At 70.0% G+C, this 14085-nt stretch carries 11 protein-coding genes and 3 pseudogenes; 5 read left to right on the top strand and 9 right to left on the bottom strand.

Features of this window, described 5'->3' with window-relative positions:
• Positions 1-135: 135 nt before the first annotated feature.
• Genes IEZ15_RS34240 through IEZ15_RS34225 form a run of 4 tightly spaced genes read right to left on the bottom strand, consistent with a single transcriptional unit; the run spans position 136 to position 4982 of the window.
• The gene (locus tag IEZ15_RS34240) at positions 136-1284 is read right to left on the bottom strand and encodes an XdhC family protein (protein WP_189280828.1); all 1149 of its coding nucleotides are present in this window, start codon (positions 1282-1284) and stop codon (positions 136-138) included.
• Positions 1277-3439 (bottom strand): xanthine dehydrogenase family protein molybdopterin-binding subunit, encoded by a 2163-nt coding sequence (locus IEZ15_RS34235; RefSeq protein WP_189280827.1) that lies wholly within the window; start codon positions 3437-3439, stop codon positions 1277-1279. Before IEZ15_RS34235 ends, IEZ15_RS34240 begins: the two co-directional genes overlap by 8 nt.
• On the bottom strand, positions 3436-4428 hold the full coding sequence (locus tag IEZ15_RS34230; protein WP_189280826.1) for an FAD binding domain-containing protein: 993 nt from the start codon (positions 4426-4428) through the stop codon (positions 3436-3438). Before IEZ15_RS34230 ends, IEZ15_RS34235 begins: the two co-directional genes overlap by 4 nt.
• Positions 4425-4982, bottom strand: coding sequence for a (2Fe-2S)-binding protein (locus IEZ15_RS34225; protein WP_189280825.1), 558 nt, complete (start codon positions 4980-4982; stop codon positions 4425-4427). The genes IEZ15_RS34230 and IEZ15_RS34225 overlap by 4 nt, the downstream gene beginning before the upstream one ends.
• A 239-nt stretch (positions 4983-5221) precedes the next feature.
• Here IEZ15_RS34225 and IEZ15_RS34220 point away from each other — a divergent pair, with 239 nt between their 5' ends.
• The gene (locus tag IEZ15_RS34220) at positions 5222-5857 is read left to right on the top strand and encodes a TetR/AcrR family transcriptional regulator (RefSeq protein ID WP_189280824.1); all 636 of its coding nucleotides are present in this window, start codon (positions 5222-5224) and stop codon (positions 5855-5857) included.
• A gap of 123 nt (positions 5858-5980) precedes the next feature.
• Positions 5981-6442 carry a hypothetical protein gene (locus IEZ15_RS34215; RefSeq protein ID WP_189280823.1) on the top strand — a complete coding sequence of 154 codons (462 nt, stop codon included), beginning with the start codon at positions 5981-5983 and terminating at the stop codon, positions 6440-6442.
• Between the two features lie 397 nt (positions 6443-6839).
• Here the strand turns inward: IEZ15_RS34215 and IEZ15_RS34210 are convergent, their stop codons facing one another.
• From IEZ15_RS34210 to IEZ15_RS34195, 4 genes and pseudogenes are all read right to left on the bottom strand, one after another.
• Entirely contained in the window at positions 6840-7514 is a 675-nt protein-coding gene (locus IEZ15_RS34210; RefSeq protein ID WP_229846304.1) for a PucR family transcriptional regulator, read from the bottom strand.
• A gap of 452 nt (positions 7515-7966) precedes the next feature.
• Positions 7967-8191, bottom strand: coding sequence for an HPr family phosphocarrier protein (locus IEZ15_RS34205; protein WP_189280871.1), 225 nt, complete (start codon positions 8189-8191; stop codon positions 7967-7969).
• Positions 8192-8272: 81 nt separating this feature from the next.
• A pseudogene (locus IEZ15_RS34200) lies at positions 8273-9033 on the bottom strand (1-phosphofructokinase family hexose kinase); the annotation flags it as partial.
• A pseudogene (locus tag IEZ15_RS34195) lies at positions 9030-9670 on the bottom strand (DeoR/GlpR family DNA-binding transcription regulator); the annotation flags it as partial. The pseudogenes IEZ15_RS34200 and IEZ15_RS34195, both read right to left, overlap by 4 nt.
• 239 nt (positions 9671-9909) lie before the next feature.
• Here IEZ15_RS34195 and IEZ15_RS34190 point away from each other — a divergent pair.
• Positions 9910-10956 (top strand): aromatic acid exporter family protein, encoded by a 1047-nt coding sequence (locus IEZ15_RS34190; protein WP_189280821.1) that lies wholly within the window; start codon positions 9910-9912, stop codon positions 10954-10956.
• Between the two features lie 387 nt (positions 10957-11343).
• Here the strand turns inward: IEZ15_RS34190 and IEZ15_RS34185 are convergent, their stop codons facing one another.
• Positions 11344-11760 (bottom strand): MarR family winged helix-turn-helix transcriptional regulator, encoded by a 417-nt coding sequence (locus tag IEZ15_RS34185; RefSeq protein WP_189280820.1) that lies wholly within the window; start codon positions 11758-11760, stop codon positions 11344-11346.
• Between the two features lie 257 nt (positions 11761-12017).
• On the opposite strand from IEZ15_RS34185, the pseudogene IEZ15_RS34180 reads away from it, so the two are divergent.
• Both IEZ15_RS34180 and IEZ15_RS47345 read left to right on the top strand, forming a co-directional pair.
• Positions 12018-12185, top strand: a pseudogene (locus IEZ15_RS34180) (pirin-like C-terminal cupin domain-containing protein); the annotation flags it as partial.
• 5 nt (positions 12186-12190) lie between these two features.
• Positions 12191-12754, top strand: a complete 564-nt coding sequence (locus IEZ15_RS47345) for an ATP-binding protein (protein WP_373302681.1) — start codon at positions 12191-12193, stop codon at positions 12752-12754.
• The last annotated feature ends 1331 nt before the right edge of the window (positions 12755-14085 follow it).

The following is a 14085-nucleotide window of genomic DNA, read 5'->3' as shown; positions in this document are numbered from 1 at the left end:
GCTGCTCCCCCGGCGGGTACGGGCGTCCAGGAACGGGAGCCGAACTGCGTTTCCGTGTCGCGGACGTCAAACCCTGGGCCCGGTCGTCCTGCACGGCGACGCCCCGGCCTTCATGGCCTCGCCGCCGCGGCCGGGTCACGCCGCCGCTCGGGAGCGGGCCTCGCCCTCCTCGTTCCCGTCCACGTCATGGTGAATGGGCGTTTTCGAACCGGTCAGCGGAACCCCCGTCCCGCCCCGGCGCGCCGCGACGACCTCCGCCGCGATGGACAGGGCGGTCTCCTCGGGGGTGCGGGCGCCGAGGTCGAGGCCGATCGGGGAGCGCAGGCGGGCCAACTCGCGGTTGGTGACGCCGACTTCGCGCAAGCGCCGGTTGCGGTCCTCGTGGGTGCGGCGCGAGCCCATCGCGCCGACGAACGCGACCGGCAGCCGCAGGGCAGCCTCCAGCAGAGGAACGTCGAACTTGGCGTCGTGGGTGAGTACGCACAGAACGGTTCGTTCGTCGGTCGCGGTGCGCCGTAGGTAGCGGTGCGGCCAGTCGACCACGAGGTCGTCGGCTGCGGGGAAGCGGGCACGCGTGGCGAAGACCGGCCGGGCGTCGCACACGGTCACGTGGTAGCCGAGGAACTTGCCCGCCCGTACGAGCGCCGTCGCGAAGTCCACGGCGCCGAAGACGATCATCCGGGGTGGCGGCACCCTCGACTCCACGAACAGCATCACTCCGCCCGGGCAACTTGACCCGTCCTCCGCGATCTCGACGGTGCCGGTGAGGCCGGTGTCCAGCATCGCGCGAGCCTCCGCCGCTGCCGCTTCGTCCAGCTCCGGATGCCCGTCGAGGCTGCCCTCGTACGATCCGTCCGGGTGAACGAGTAGCGCCCTGCCGAGCAGTTCGCCCTGGCCCCGGGCCACCCGGGCGAGTGCCGCCGCCTCTCCTCGGTCCGCGGCCGACACCGCTGCCTGGAACACCGGCGCGTCCGCGCGCACCGGCGTGACCAGGACTTCGATGACGCCGCCGCAGGTGAGTCCCACCGCGAAGGCGTCCTCGTCGCTGTATCCGAACCGTTCGCGCACGGTCCGGCCGTCCCGGAGCGCCTGGACACACAGGTCGTACACCGCCCCTTCCACGCAACCGCCGGAGACGGAACCGATGGCGGTGCCGTGACTGTCGACGGCCAGGGCGGCGCCGGGACCGCGCGGCGCGCTGCCGCCGACGGCCACGACGGTGGCGACGGCGAAGTCCCGGCCCTCCTCGAACCAGTGGTTGAGCTCCTCGGCGATGTCAAGCATTCCGGGCGCCCTCCGCCGCTCGATGCCGCGCTCCGTCCGCCGCACGCAGGACACGGTCCGGACGGATCGGCAGGTCGCGGTGGCGCACGCCGGTTGCGTGCCACACCGCGTTGGCGATCGCGGCGGCGACGCCCACGACGCCGATCTCGCCGATGCCCTTGATCCCGACCGGGTCGTCCGGGACGGGGTCGTCCACCCAGTCCGCCTCGATGAGCGGCACGTCGGCGTGCGCGGCGAAGTGATAGCCGGCGAGGTCGGCACCGACGTGGCCGCCGGAGGCCCGGTCCCTGATCGCCTCCTCGTGGAGGGCCATGGACAGCCCCCAGGTCATTCCGCCGATGAACTGGCTGCGGGCAGTGAGCGGGTTGACGATGGTGCCTGCGGCGTAGATGCCGAGCAGCCGTCGCACGCGCACCTCACCGGTGGCGACATCCACCGCGACTTCGGCGAACTGCGCGCCGAAGGAGTGCCGTTCCTTCTTCGCGAGGGCGCCGATGGCCTCGGCGGTGTTCGACCGGGCAGTGATCCCCTCCGGCGGAATGCCGCCTCCCGGGGACAGTCGCTCCCGCAGTTCGTCCGCCGCGACCGTCACCGCCCACGCCCAGGAGCGCGTACCCATCGAGCCGCCGGCGAACATCGCCGGGCCGAGGTCGCTGTCCGCGATGCGCACACGGATGCGGTCCGGATCTACCTCCAGCGCGTCCGCCGCGACCAGGGTCATCGCGGTTCTTGCCCCGGTCCCGATGTCCGCCGCGTTGATCCGCACGGTGAAGGTTCCGTCCGATTCCGCGGTCACGGCCGCCGTGGACGGGCCGACTCCCGAGGGGTAGGTGGCCGCCGCCGTACCGGTTCCGAGCAGCCAGCGCCCCTCACGGCGCAGGCCGGGCCGCGGGTCCCGGTCAGCCCAGCCGAACCTGCGGGCGCCCTCCTCGAAACAAGCGAGCACATTGCGGCTGCTGAACGGCAGCCCGGACACGGGACCCGTCTCGGGTTCGTTGCGTGCGCGCAGCGCGATCGGGTCCATGCCGCACTTCGCGGCCAGTTCGTCGAGGGCGGATTCGAGGGCGAAAGATCCCGGTGCCTCGCCCGGTGCGCGCATCCAGGCCGGGGTCGGCACGTCGAGCCGTACGAGCCGGTGAAGGGTGTGATGCGCGTCGGCGTCGTACATCACGCGCCCCAGTACGGCGCTCGACTCGATGAATTCATGCACGGTCGACGTAAGACTCAGCGCCTGGTGGTCGAACGCGCGCAGTCGGCCGTCGGCGTCGGCGCCGAGCCTGATCCGCTGCGCCGTGGGGCTGCGGAAACCGACGAGGGAAAACATCTGACGACGAGTCAGCACTACGCGGACCGGGCGGTGGAGGACGGTCGTGGCCATCACGGCGGCCACTTGGTGCGGGCTCAGCCCCTTCGATCCGAAGGCGCCGCCGACGTGTTCGGACCGCACCCGTACGGAGGCCGGATCCAGGGAGAAGAGCTGGGCGAGTTCGCTCGCCACCCAGGTGCTGCCCTGGTTGGAGTCGACGACGTCGAGCCGGCCGCCGTCCCAGCGAGCCGTCGCCGCATGCGGCTCCATCGGGTTGTGGTGTTCTTCCGGTGTGGTGTACTCCTCGTCCACGACGACGGGGGACGCGTCGAGTTGGGCCTCCACGTCCCCCTTCTCCGTCTCGGCCTGGAGCATCGGGTTGTCCTGCGGCGTGTACGCACTGGGGTGTCCGGCGAAGAACGCGACGTCGTGCGGCTCCTCGTCGTACCGGACCACCAGTGCCTCGGCGGCCTCCCTGGCTTGCTCGGACGTCTCGGCCACGACCAGCGCCACCGGCCAGCCGACGAAGGGCACACGGTCGTGCTGGAAGATCCCGAGGACCGGATTCGGTCGCCCCAGCATGCCCACATAGTCGGTTTCGACGCGTGGCGCGTTCCCGTGGTGCAGCACGGTGAGAACGCCGGGCATGGCCAGGACCGGGGCGTCATCAACGGAGCGGATACGGCCACGGGCCACGGTCGACAACACCAGCCAGCCGTGCGCGAGTTCGGCGAAGGGGATCTCTCCGGCGTAGCGGGCTGCCCCGGTGACCTTGTCGCGGCCCTCCACACGGGTACGGGCGGAGCCTACGGCTCCCGTCACGGCAGCGATTCGGGTCGTTGTGGTCATCGGGCGGCCTCCTCGGTGAGTGCGGTCAGCACGGCCACGACGAGGTTGTGCATCAACGTCACCTTGTATCCGTTCTCGGGAAGCGCCTCGGCGGCCGCCAGTTCGGCATCTGCTGCGGCGGCGAACGCCTCCGCGCTCGCCGGGCTGCCGATCAGCACCTGCTCGGCCGCACGGGCCCGCCACGGTCGGGACGCGACGGCCCCGTACGCGAGGCGCACTTCGCGTACGACATCGTCCTGTACGTCGAGCGCGGCGGCGATTGAGCCGATCGCGAACGCGTACGAGGCGCGCTCGCGCACTTTTCGGTACCGCGAGTGGATGGCGACCGGGGCCTGCGGCAGCGTGACGCCGGTGATCAGCGCCCCCGCAGGAAGGGCGGTCTCGATGTGTGGGGTTTCGCCCACGGGCAGATAGAACTCGTCTATCGGCAACTCGCCCGGCCTGTCCGCCGTTTCGTACGAGATGACGGCGTCGAAGGCGGCGAGTGCGACCGCCATGTCCGAGGGATGGGTGGCGACGCAGTGCTCCGAGGTGCCGAGGATCGCGTGGTTGTGGTGTTCGCCCGTGAGGGCGGGGCAACCGCTGCCGGGGGCCCGCTTGTTGCAGGGTTTGCTCAGGTCGGTGAAGTAGCCGCAGCGGGTCCGCTGGAGCAGGTTCCCGCCGACGGTGGCCATGTTGCGCAGCTGTCCCGAAGCGCCGGCCAGGACGGCCTGCGCCAACGCCGGGTAGCGACGCCGTACTTCGGGGTGAGCTGCGAGATCGCTGTTGGTGACGGTCGCGCCGATGCGCAGCCCGCCGTCGTCGGTTAACTCCACTCCGTCGAGCGGAAGTTCGCGTACGTCGATGAGCAGAGCGGGCCTTTCCACGCCGGCCTTCATCAGGTCGAGGAGGTTGGTGCCGCCGCCGAGGAAGCGGGCGTCGGGGTCGGCGCCGAGCAGCGCGACCGCTCCGGAGACGTCGAAAGCGCGTTCGTAACCGAATTCCCTCATAGTGCCGCCTCCTTGACCTCGGCCCCGGCCGCCTCTGCCGCCTGCGCGACCGCCTGCACGATCGACACATAGGCGCCACAGCGGCACAGGTTGCCGCTCATCCGCTCGCGGATCTCTTCGGCGGTGAGTGCAGGCACTCCCGCATCGGGCCGGACATCGTCGGTTACGGCGCTCGGCCAGCCCGCCGCGTGCTCCTCGATCACCGCGAGGGCCGAACAGATCTGCCCCGGTGTGCAGTAACCGCACTGATAGCCGTCGAGGTCGAGGAAGGCCTGCTGTACCGGATGCAGCCGCTCACCATCGGCCACGCCTTCGATGGTGGTGATCGCGCGCCCCTCGGCCGCGACTGCGAGCTGGAGACAGGAAACGGCCCGGCGCCCATCGAGCAGCACCGTACAGGCGCCGCACTGGCCCTGGTCACAGCCCTTTTTGGTACCGGTCAGATCGAGCTGCTCGCGCAGGGCGTCGAGCAAGGTGGTGCGATGGTCGACGGGCAGCGTGTACTTCTCGCCATTGATGTTCAGAGTGATGGCGCTGGACGTCGATGGGGCCATGATCAGCCTTCTTTCGCGTTGCTGATGCGCGTCGAACGAGACGATCCCGGCAGACAGCCCGGGAGGGAGAGGGAGATGCGGATGAATGGACCAGCGGTGATGGGCACCGGTCGGCCACACTGGCCGGATCTACCGCTATGGTGGACCTAAGCGGACAGCTGTCCGTTTGTCATCGAACCTAGCGGACAGCTGTCCGGCTAGCAAGGCCGGGCTTGGCTGTGATTCCGGAAGGAGGACGAGTGCAGGAAGAGAAGAACGCGACTCTGCGCCCGGACGCGCAACGGAATCGCGAGCGCATCCTGGAAGTCGCGCTGGCCGAGCTGACGCGGGCCGCGGATGCTCCGCTCAGCACGATCGCGAGGAAGGCGGGCGTCGGGCAGGGGACGTTCTACCGCAACTTCCCCAACCGTGAGGCCCTCGTTCTGGAGGTCTACCGCTACGAGATGCAGCAGGTCGCCGACACCGCTGCCCAGCTGCTCCAGACCCGCGCACCTGACCAGGCCCTGAGGGAGTGGATGGATCGCCTGGCCCAGTACGCCATGGCCAAGGCCGGTCTGGCCGACGCGCTGCGCAAGGCCACCAGTCGGTACGGCAGCCTGGCCCAGCTGGGTCACGGCCCGGTGACCCAGGCGGTCACGCTCCTGCTGAACGCGAACGAGGAGGCCGGCACCATCCGCCCGGGGCTGACCCCCGACGATTTCGTGCTCGCCATTGCCGGGCTCTGGCAGATCGACCCGCACAGCGACTGGCACCCGCGTGCGAGGCGACTGCTGGACCTGGTGATGGACGGGCTGCGGGCAGGGGCGACCGGAGTGAGTGGGCCTGCGACGGATGAGTGTGAGGCGGACGGGTCCCAGGCGGAAGGGCAGACCTGAGGTGGGCTGAGCACCCCGCGACGCCGTACGCACCACCGGTCCGAGGAGACCGAACGCCTCGGCCTCACCGACCTGCTGCCACCACCGCCGGTCCCCGGCCTGGGCCCCGACCGTGAACTGCTGGTGAAGGAAGCACTGCTGCACAAGGCCACCCCCGTCGAACCGCCCGGCAGCCTCATCCCCCGGGCCCCGCGCCCGCGCCGGCGTCTGGTCCGGTTCGCGGCGCCGGTTGTCGCCTGCGCCTTGGCGGTCGGCGACGTCATGGTGGTGAACCTCGCGGACACCCCCGGGCACGGCACCACCGCGGTCAAGGATGGCAGCGCCACCGGCGCACCCGAGGCGGCGCAACTCCTCGACCGCATCGCGCTCGCCGCCGCCGAACGCCGTGCACCTTCGACGGATTGCAACCTTCTCCCTCAGCAGCCGATCGGCACGGTAGCCAACACCACACCAGGCAACATACCGATTAGGTCACTTCGGGGTCCTGGGTCGGCTCGGCATGAGGGCCGATGGCGGGGACACCGACGATTCCGGCTGGGCAAAGGCTGCGGTGTGTCCACTGACCATGTTCCTGATGCCTTGTGAGAACGCATGGTGCCGCTGCTCCCTCCGCCTCCTGCGCGGTGGCCCCCTCATCCGGGGCGTTTGCCGGCGCCGGACCGAGTGGCCCCGGCGGGCGGGCGCCGCCCGCCCGCGTTCATCAGTACGCCCAGCCAATGAGGCGACGCCCCGCAACCGCCGCTACCTGCGGAGACGCAGGATTGAGCACGGCGTCCCCGAGCCAAGAGACCAGCGGGCCGACCGCCGGTGCCACGGCAGCAAGGGCCGTCGGCCCACCTGCTTCGACAATGGGATCCAGAAGCGCAGGCACGAGGTCGAAAGCGACCTCGTGCCAACCATGCAAGAGCTCGTCAGGGCCCTGACTCGCCGTTCGTCGCATGGTGAGGGTCAGGTGGACCTGCAGCGCGTGGTCGCCGTGGCGTCACTGTGGTCCGAGCAGCGCCGAGATCCGGTCGATGCGCTGGTAGAGCGTGGTGACGTGGACGTACAGGGCGCTGGCGGTACGGCTCAGGTTGCCGTCGTGGGCGAAGTAGGTGAACGCGGTGCGTACCAGGTCGCTGCCCCGCGTCTCGTCGTGCTCCACCAGCGGGCCGATCGTGCGGCGGACGAAGCGGTCCAGTTCGTCGCGGCCCGCCGAGCCCAGCGGTATGCCGTAGATGCCGAGGTCGTCGCGGCAGGCACCCTCGCCGGCGCGGTCGAGCGCGACCAGTACGTCCAGGCAGCGGGCGGCGTCGCGGTGTGCCTCGACGACGGCCATGGCGCCGGATGCCGCGTGCTCCGCACCGACCGTGACGGGGTGTCCGATTCCGGCGGTCAGCAGTTCGGCGAGGGCACTGGCGGCGCCGCCCGGGTCTTCGACGGCGGGCAGGACGACGACGGTGCTGCCGCCGTACTCGCCCGCGATGCCGCCGAGCCGGGTGGCATGGCCGCCCGCCAGTTCCGTGATGCGGTGCCGCCTGCCGTTATCCCCACCCCGGGCCACCAGCACCACATGGTCACGCTCCAGGTCGAGTCCGACCAGCGCGGCCCGGCGGCGCAGCCCTTCGGCGTCGCGGTGCGGGGCGCCCAGCAGGTCTTCGAGGATCTCGCCGCGCAATCGGTGCTCGGCCTCCGCGACCGTACGTTCACCGATTCGTCCACGAGCTGCGGTTCGGCATCCACTGCACGGAACGCCGCCTCGTCGGCCTCCTCGCGCAGCAGACGGAGCAGGGTACCGGTGGTCGCTGGCGTCGTCTTCACCGGGCCAGTGATACCGCACCGATGCCGCCGTGCACCCCGGGAGGAGTGACCCAGGCCATTCAAACTTCCCTCTTCCCTACGCTCTTCCACGGGACTGGGCGTGCTGCCGCCCGCGACGCGACACGTATGTCAGCGCCCCGCGACCATGGCACGCGACACAACGGGGCCCTCAGCCCTCGTGCAATGCAACACGACCTGCGTGGGACACGGTGTCTGCTGACACGACGGCCCCGGCGGCTGAAGCACTGCACGGCAACGCCCGCCGCCCCCGAAGCCGTTGTGCGCTCGGGGGCGGCGGGGCTGTTGATGTTACGGCGTGGCGTCGAGGTCGCGGGCGAGGAGCGCGGCCAGCTCCTCGACCGCGGCTTCCGCGAGGGCGAGCACGGAGAGCAGACTCCGGGCGTCGACCGCGCTCTGACCGTCCCGACCTATGGTCACCTTGACCGGCTGCCGGGTAGCTGCCTGGACGAACACGGAGGCCGGGCGGGCGTGCAGACCGCTGCGGTTACCTACGGCGACGGTGCGCTGATGCATGGTGAACTCTCCTGTGTGGTGGGGGAGCGGGGTTACGGGGCAGTCCGTCAGGCGGCGACGGAGATCTTGGGCTCTTCGGTCGCCGGGGCCGGCGCCTCCGCGGCCCTGCGCATCCCCCGCGTCCACCCGGGCGCTGCCGAAGTATGTACCCGCACCGTCGACCAGCAACTGCCCGTCGGCCCCGAGGCTGGCCAGAACGGATCGGGCGCCGCGTTCGCGCAGCTCCTCCGCCGCCTTCACGGCGTCGCCCACCGTCGCCAGCGGGCGACCGACGGCCTCGGCAAGCTCCTCCGCGTTGGGCTTGACCACATCGGCTCCCGCAGCGCCGCGGTCAGCGCCGCGCCAGAGGTGCCGAGGGGGATCCGGGCCCCGGCGCGGTGGCTCCGGGCCACCAGCTCGGCGTACCACTGCGGGGGCAGCCCACGGGGCAAGCTGCCGCAGCAGGCGATCCAGTCCGTGGTGGCCGACCGGGTCTGTACGGCATCCATCAGGACCCCCGCCTCGGCCACGGTGATCTCCGGGCCTACCGCGTTCATCTTGGTGAGCGTTCCATCGGGTTCGACGAGCGTGACGTTGATACGGGTGCTGCCGGCGATCGGTACTCCGGCCGCCTCGATGCCGTGTTCGCCGAGCAGCCGGGCGAGCAGTGCGCCCTCAGGCCCGCCGAGCGGTGCGACAGCGATCGTGCGGTGGCCGCCTGCCGCGACCGCGCGCGAGACGTTGATGCCTTTGCCGCCGGGGTCGAATCGGTCGTGCGTGGCACGCAGCACGGCACCGCGGGTCAGCCCGGGCAGCTCGTATGTACGGGCCAGGCTTGGATTGGGGGTGACGGTGAGGATCAGGCGCGTGCTACTTCCGTGCCCTGGGCCTCGATGGCGAGGGCGTCGTCGGAGCCGAGTCCGGTATCGGTGATGAGCAGATCGACCTGCGCGAGGTCGCCGAAGCGGGCGAAGTGTTCCTGGCCGAACTTGGTGGAGTCGGCCAGGAGCACGACTCGCCGGGCGGCAGGGATCATTGCGCGCTTGACGGCGGCCTCGGACAGGTCCGGCGTGGTCAGACCGCCCTTCGGCGAGAAGCCATTGGTGGCGAGGAAGACGACGTCGGCGTTGATCTCGCTGTAGGCGTTCAGCGCCCAGGCATCGACCGCGGCACGGGTACGGTGCCGGACCCGGCCGCAATGCCGGGGTGGTCGGCGAGGCGGGCGGCGACCGGCAGTGCATGGGTGACCACGGTGAGGTGGGCGTCGAGCGGGATGGCCGCGGCCAGTCGGGCGGCCGTGCTGCCCGCGTCGATGATCACGCTGCCGTCGGTGGGGAGCTCGCCGAGCGCGGCGGCCGCGATGCGCTCCTTCTCATCGATGGCCACCGCATCGCGCTCGCTGAGCTCGGGCTCGAAGTCGAGCCGCCCGGCCGGGGTCGCACCGCCGTGGACGCGCCGCAGCAGCCCGGCCCGGTCCAGGGCCTTCAAACGGTCAGCCCGAACTTGGGTCCGGGTGGTCCAGGGAGGGTGGTGTGGTCGGCTTGTTGGTTGGTTGGCCGGCTCGATTCGCTGTGGGGGAGGCCACTCACTCAAACCGGGCAAAGTGTGCCACCCTATGGATTGTGCAATTTTCAACTATTGATCGACGGCAAGGCCGGGCGCCATCGTCACTGGGCCTGCGGCCGCCGCTGACGCGACTCGTCGAAGCGACCCGCCGCGGTTGGGGATGGCATGCCCTGGTGCACGGCGCCAAGAACCTGATCGCGGCGCTGCTCGCCTGGGAGTTCGCCACTCTCTGGATCCAGGGGGAGCGACCGTATGTGGCTGTGGCCACCGCATTGCTCATGGTCAATGCCGCGACGGTGTACCGCTCCGTGACGCAGGCCGCGCGGAGCATGGCCACCCGGGCGGCGGGAGTGCTGCTGGCTCTCGGCACCGTGTGGCTGCTGGGGTCCACCGCCGGGAGTATCGCGGGCATCGTGGGGATCGCCCTGGTAGCGGCCGGGAGCCGAGCTTCCGACGACCGGCTCCAGGTCGCATCGACGGCGGTTCTCACGCTCACCGCCGCGGCCGCGGCTCCGGTCGGGCACGTCGTCCTGACGGCGACCGCGGCGCTGAGCGGTGCGGTGGTGGGAGTTGCGGTGAACGCGCTGGTCCTGCCGCCGATTCATCTGGACGAATCCGATGGCGCGGTTCGAGACCTCGCCCGAGTCATGGGGGCATTGCTGCGCGACATGAGTCACGGGCTGCGGGAGCGGCAGCATGTCGCCCGCGCGCACGGCTGGGTGGAGGACGGGAGGGGGCTGGGGCGGCGGGTCGCGGACGCGCGCGAACGCGTGCAGCAGGGGCAGGAGAGTCTGCGCTGGAATACCTGCTGGGCGGTGCGTCCGCAGCGCCGGCCTGTGACCTACGGTGACATGCTCAACACATTGCATGGTGTATCTCTCCAGGTGCGTGGCATTGCTCGAACGCTGGCCGACAACGTGGACGACGCCCACACAGACCACCACCTTGGACAGCAGTTCCTCGATCGGTACGCCGAGATGCTCAAGTTGGCAGGGCAGGCAGTTGAGGCGTTCGTCGAGGTCGACAGCGCAGCCCGTCCGGCGGAAGCCCGTGAGGGACTGCGTGCAGCGATCGACCGTGCCAGGGCGTGGCACGACACCATGACCGACCTCATCGGCCGAGGCGCGTTGGTCAAGCCGGGTGCCTGGCATGTCTACGGATCCCTCATGACCGACGTGGAGCGCCTCCTGGTCGATCTGGATCACGCCGGGAGGTTCTGACCTCCGGGCACAGTCCGAGGACGTGTCCTGCGCGGCACGGTGTCCGGCGGCTTGTGGAAGCAGTGGCGGTACTCCAGCCGGATTTGGGCGTCCGGCCTCGCTGCTCCCGGGCAAGACGGCGCTGCGCTGCAACTTTGACCTGCCGGTGTGCACCCGCATCCACCATGCCCCCGGTGGCGTGCCGGCGTTCTATCGCTGGCAGGGCGGCGCGGTGGCCAAGACAGGCCACCGGAAGCTGTCGACACGCTTGTCTTGCGGGTCGCACCGGTGTCGAGGCAGCCGCTGCGGTTCCGTGAGCAGTCCGGAACGGGCCGGCTTCAAGTTGCCACACCCGGATGAGTACGGGGAGAGAGGCCGGGAGCATCGGTTTGCATCGCCGCCGCGACGTCACCCGGTGGTGTCGCAACCCTTCGGGTGGCTCTGCTCCGTGCTCAGCTGGTCGAGGATTTCACGCAGTGAGTCCAGCTGTGTCTGTGTCAGCCGGTCGGCGAACGTCCTTTCCACCACCTCGGCATTGGTGCGGGCAGCGCTGCGGAGCAGTTTCCGCCCTGCGTCGGTGAGATGGATCATTGCGCCACGCATGTCCTCTTCCAGCGGTGAGCGTGTGACAAGGCCGCGGTCGGCCAGCCTGTCGCACAAGCGACTGACCGCGCTCTGCGTCAGGACCACCCGGTCCTTGAGTTCGCGCAGGCGCGTGCCCTTGAGCGGGATGTTCACCAGGGTGTCGAACTCGCTGATCGAGAGGCGATGGCGCTCCGCGAGCTCTTGCTCGATCTCGTGGAGCACGGAGTTGTGAACCTCCATCAGTGACCGCCACACCCCGACTTTGAACGCCCGGGAGCTGGTCGCAGATCCGGCCCGCGGCATCGTCCGCCTCCTCTTTGCATGCGTATTCATCATTCTGCCAGACAGGTGGCACGGACCCCGGGGCGATCCGCCTTCTGAGGCGGGCGTCTGAGCTGGGCATTTCCTGCAGTTGGTGGGCAAGCAAGACCTGTTCCACGGTGTCCAGCGGTGCGTGAACCTGCCGTCCCGGTTGAAGACGGCCCCGCCGCGCGCAATTGGAGATGATGGTGCTCGGCGGTAAGCCGATCCGGGAGCCGGTCGCCGTCTACGGCCCCTTCGCGATGAACACCCGGGAGGAGCTGCACAAGGCATCCGAGGACTACCGGGCCGGGCGGCTGGGGTCGATCCCCGCCGAACCGGACCCCATACACGACGTGCTGTGAGAACGATGAAGAGCAAGAAGAACCCGCGTCGCGCCGGGACGCCGGAGCAGCCGGTCCGTGAGAAGGGCGGGACCGCTGCGTGCGGCAGTAGCAGGGGGAGTCGAGCCGGCCGCCGGGCCTCCATCCAGCCGTCGCGGTGGCTCACCTGCCCGCTGCCGCACTCGGTCTCCTCGCCGGCCCGGGCTCGGCGGTTGACCCGGTACCTGCTGAACCGCTGGGGCTTGAGCGGGGACTATGGCGCCCGGGTGGAGGTGGTTGTTTCCGAGCTGGTGACCAACGCGTTCTGCTACGCCCTGCCGGACCTCGGTATCACCTGGCAGATGTTCTCCCGCGACGGACGGTCGATGGTGCGCGTGGAGGTCACCGACGGCGGCCCGGCCGGTCCGGCGGCGGTCTGCCCCGAGCGCCCTGCGCTGGAGCGCGGTCGCGGAACCCAGGTGATGGACGCGCTCGCCTGCGCGCGTGGTGCCGGACAACGTGGTGAGGGCCGTTTCGTGCGGTGGGTGGAGGTCGCTCCGCCATTGGCTACGCGCATGAGGAGCCCAACCGGCAGCGGATTCCTGCGGTGAGGCGCATTCGGCCGGCCGGCAGCTCTGCCGCCGGTCGGCTCGGCCGCATCCATCGGCGCGTGGCGATTCTCAAATAGGGATGACGAGCGGATCGGAATCGGTTGCGCAGCACGATCTCCACGGAGATGAGCGGCTAGTCCGTCCGTGGGAAGCGGCACCACCGTGGCGTGGTCGTGGTGTCAACAGAGTCGCATGCCGAGTTCTCCGGTGCTCCAGGCGGGATGCGTGTGACGGCCCTGACCCGCGCCCGGCGTCAGAGCCGTCGATTCCGTTCGCGCACAGCGCCGATGCGCCGACGGTGCTGTCCAGAAGGACGGCGAATTCTTGCATCGTGATGTGGATGACGTCCCCGGAGGTCGGTAGGTCACCGCTCTTGTCACCGTGGGACAGGGCGAGTTCGGAGACACCGCGTGCCAGGACTCTCTGCCCGGTTAGGGCTCTCCGGATTGTTCAGGGCCGCAAGGACATGGCGCCCCGGTGTCATCGCGGGTCCGCAACACTGACGGAGGGCTCCGGGGAGGGGAGCGCCTCGCGGCCGGGCACGTCGTCGAGGGCCGGGCCCGGCCAGCCGTTACCGAAGGGTCCCGGCTGGTTGGATCGGCTGGCGCCGTGCACAGGAGCGCCGGAACGGGGACGACTCACCGGAAGGTTCGGGCCATGGAGGCCGACGCCCGCTCCGATCCACATCGATGGGTCGAACCATCTGCTCACCGCGCAGTCTCGATGGGGACAGGGCGCCTGACCGGCCCCCCGATGTCACGGAACGTGCGCGCGCTCATGCGCAGAGATTGACGGAACGTCAGACCCGGTGCATGAGGACGGTGGCTGGCGAGTCCGACTGTTGCCCGGAGCGCAGGAATCTGCCGATGAATACGTCGGGTGACGAGTGATCAGGGTTGTAGGAGCGTCCGGCTCGTTCTCTTGGCCTCGCACTCAGCCGCGGGGCGGAATTCGGTGTACCAGTCGCCGCTGTCCCTTGAGCGACTGCGAATTCCGCCCCGCGGCTGAGTGCGGCTTCCCCAGCCGTACTCTGATCATCCACCGGTGGTCATCCAGGACCGGTGGATCCCGCATCGGATTTGCTGGTCCGATGCGGGGATGATGCCCCCGAGGGGGTTGGGTCGGGGCCGGCTCTGAACCCTTGCGGTGCCTTCTGGGGATGACCTGTACCTGCTGAAGGCGCATTCTCGAGGTGACTCTCTCTTCTGTGGGCGGGCTTGGCTTTTCCACAGCAGTTCGTGCGCATCACGCATCCGCCACAGGCATCAAGAGCCCCGTCGGCTGGGAACCGGCGCCAGTGCCCAGCGGTTGCCACTTCCAGTGGCGGGAGC

The sequence above is a fragment of the Streptomyces atratus genome, from assembly GCF_014648655.1.
GTDB lineage: Bacteria > Actinomycetota > Actinomycetes > Streptomycetales > Streptomycetaceae > Streptomyces > Streptomyces atratus.
This window is presented reverse-complemented; position numbering and strand designations above follow the sequence as displayed.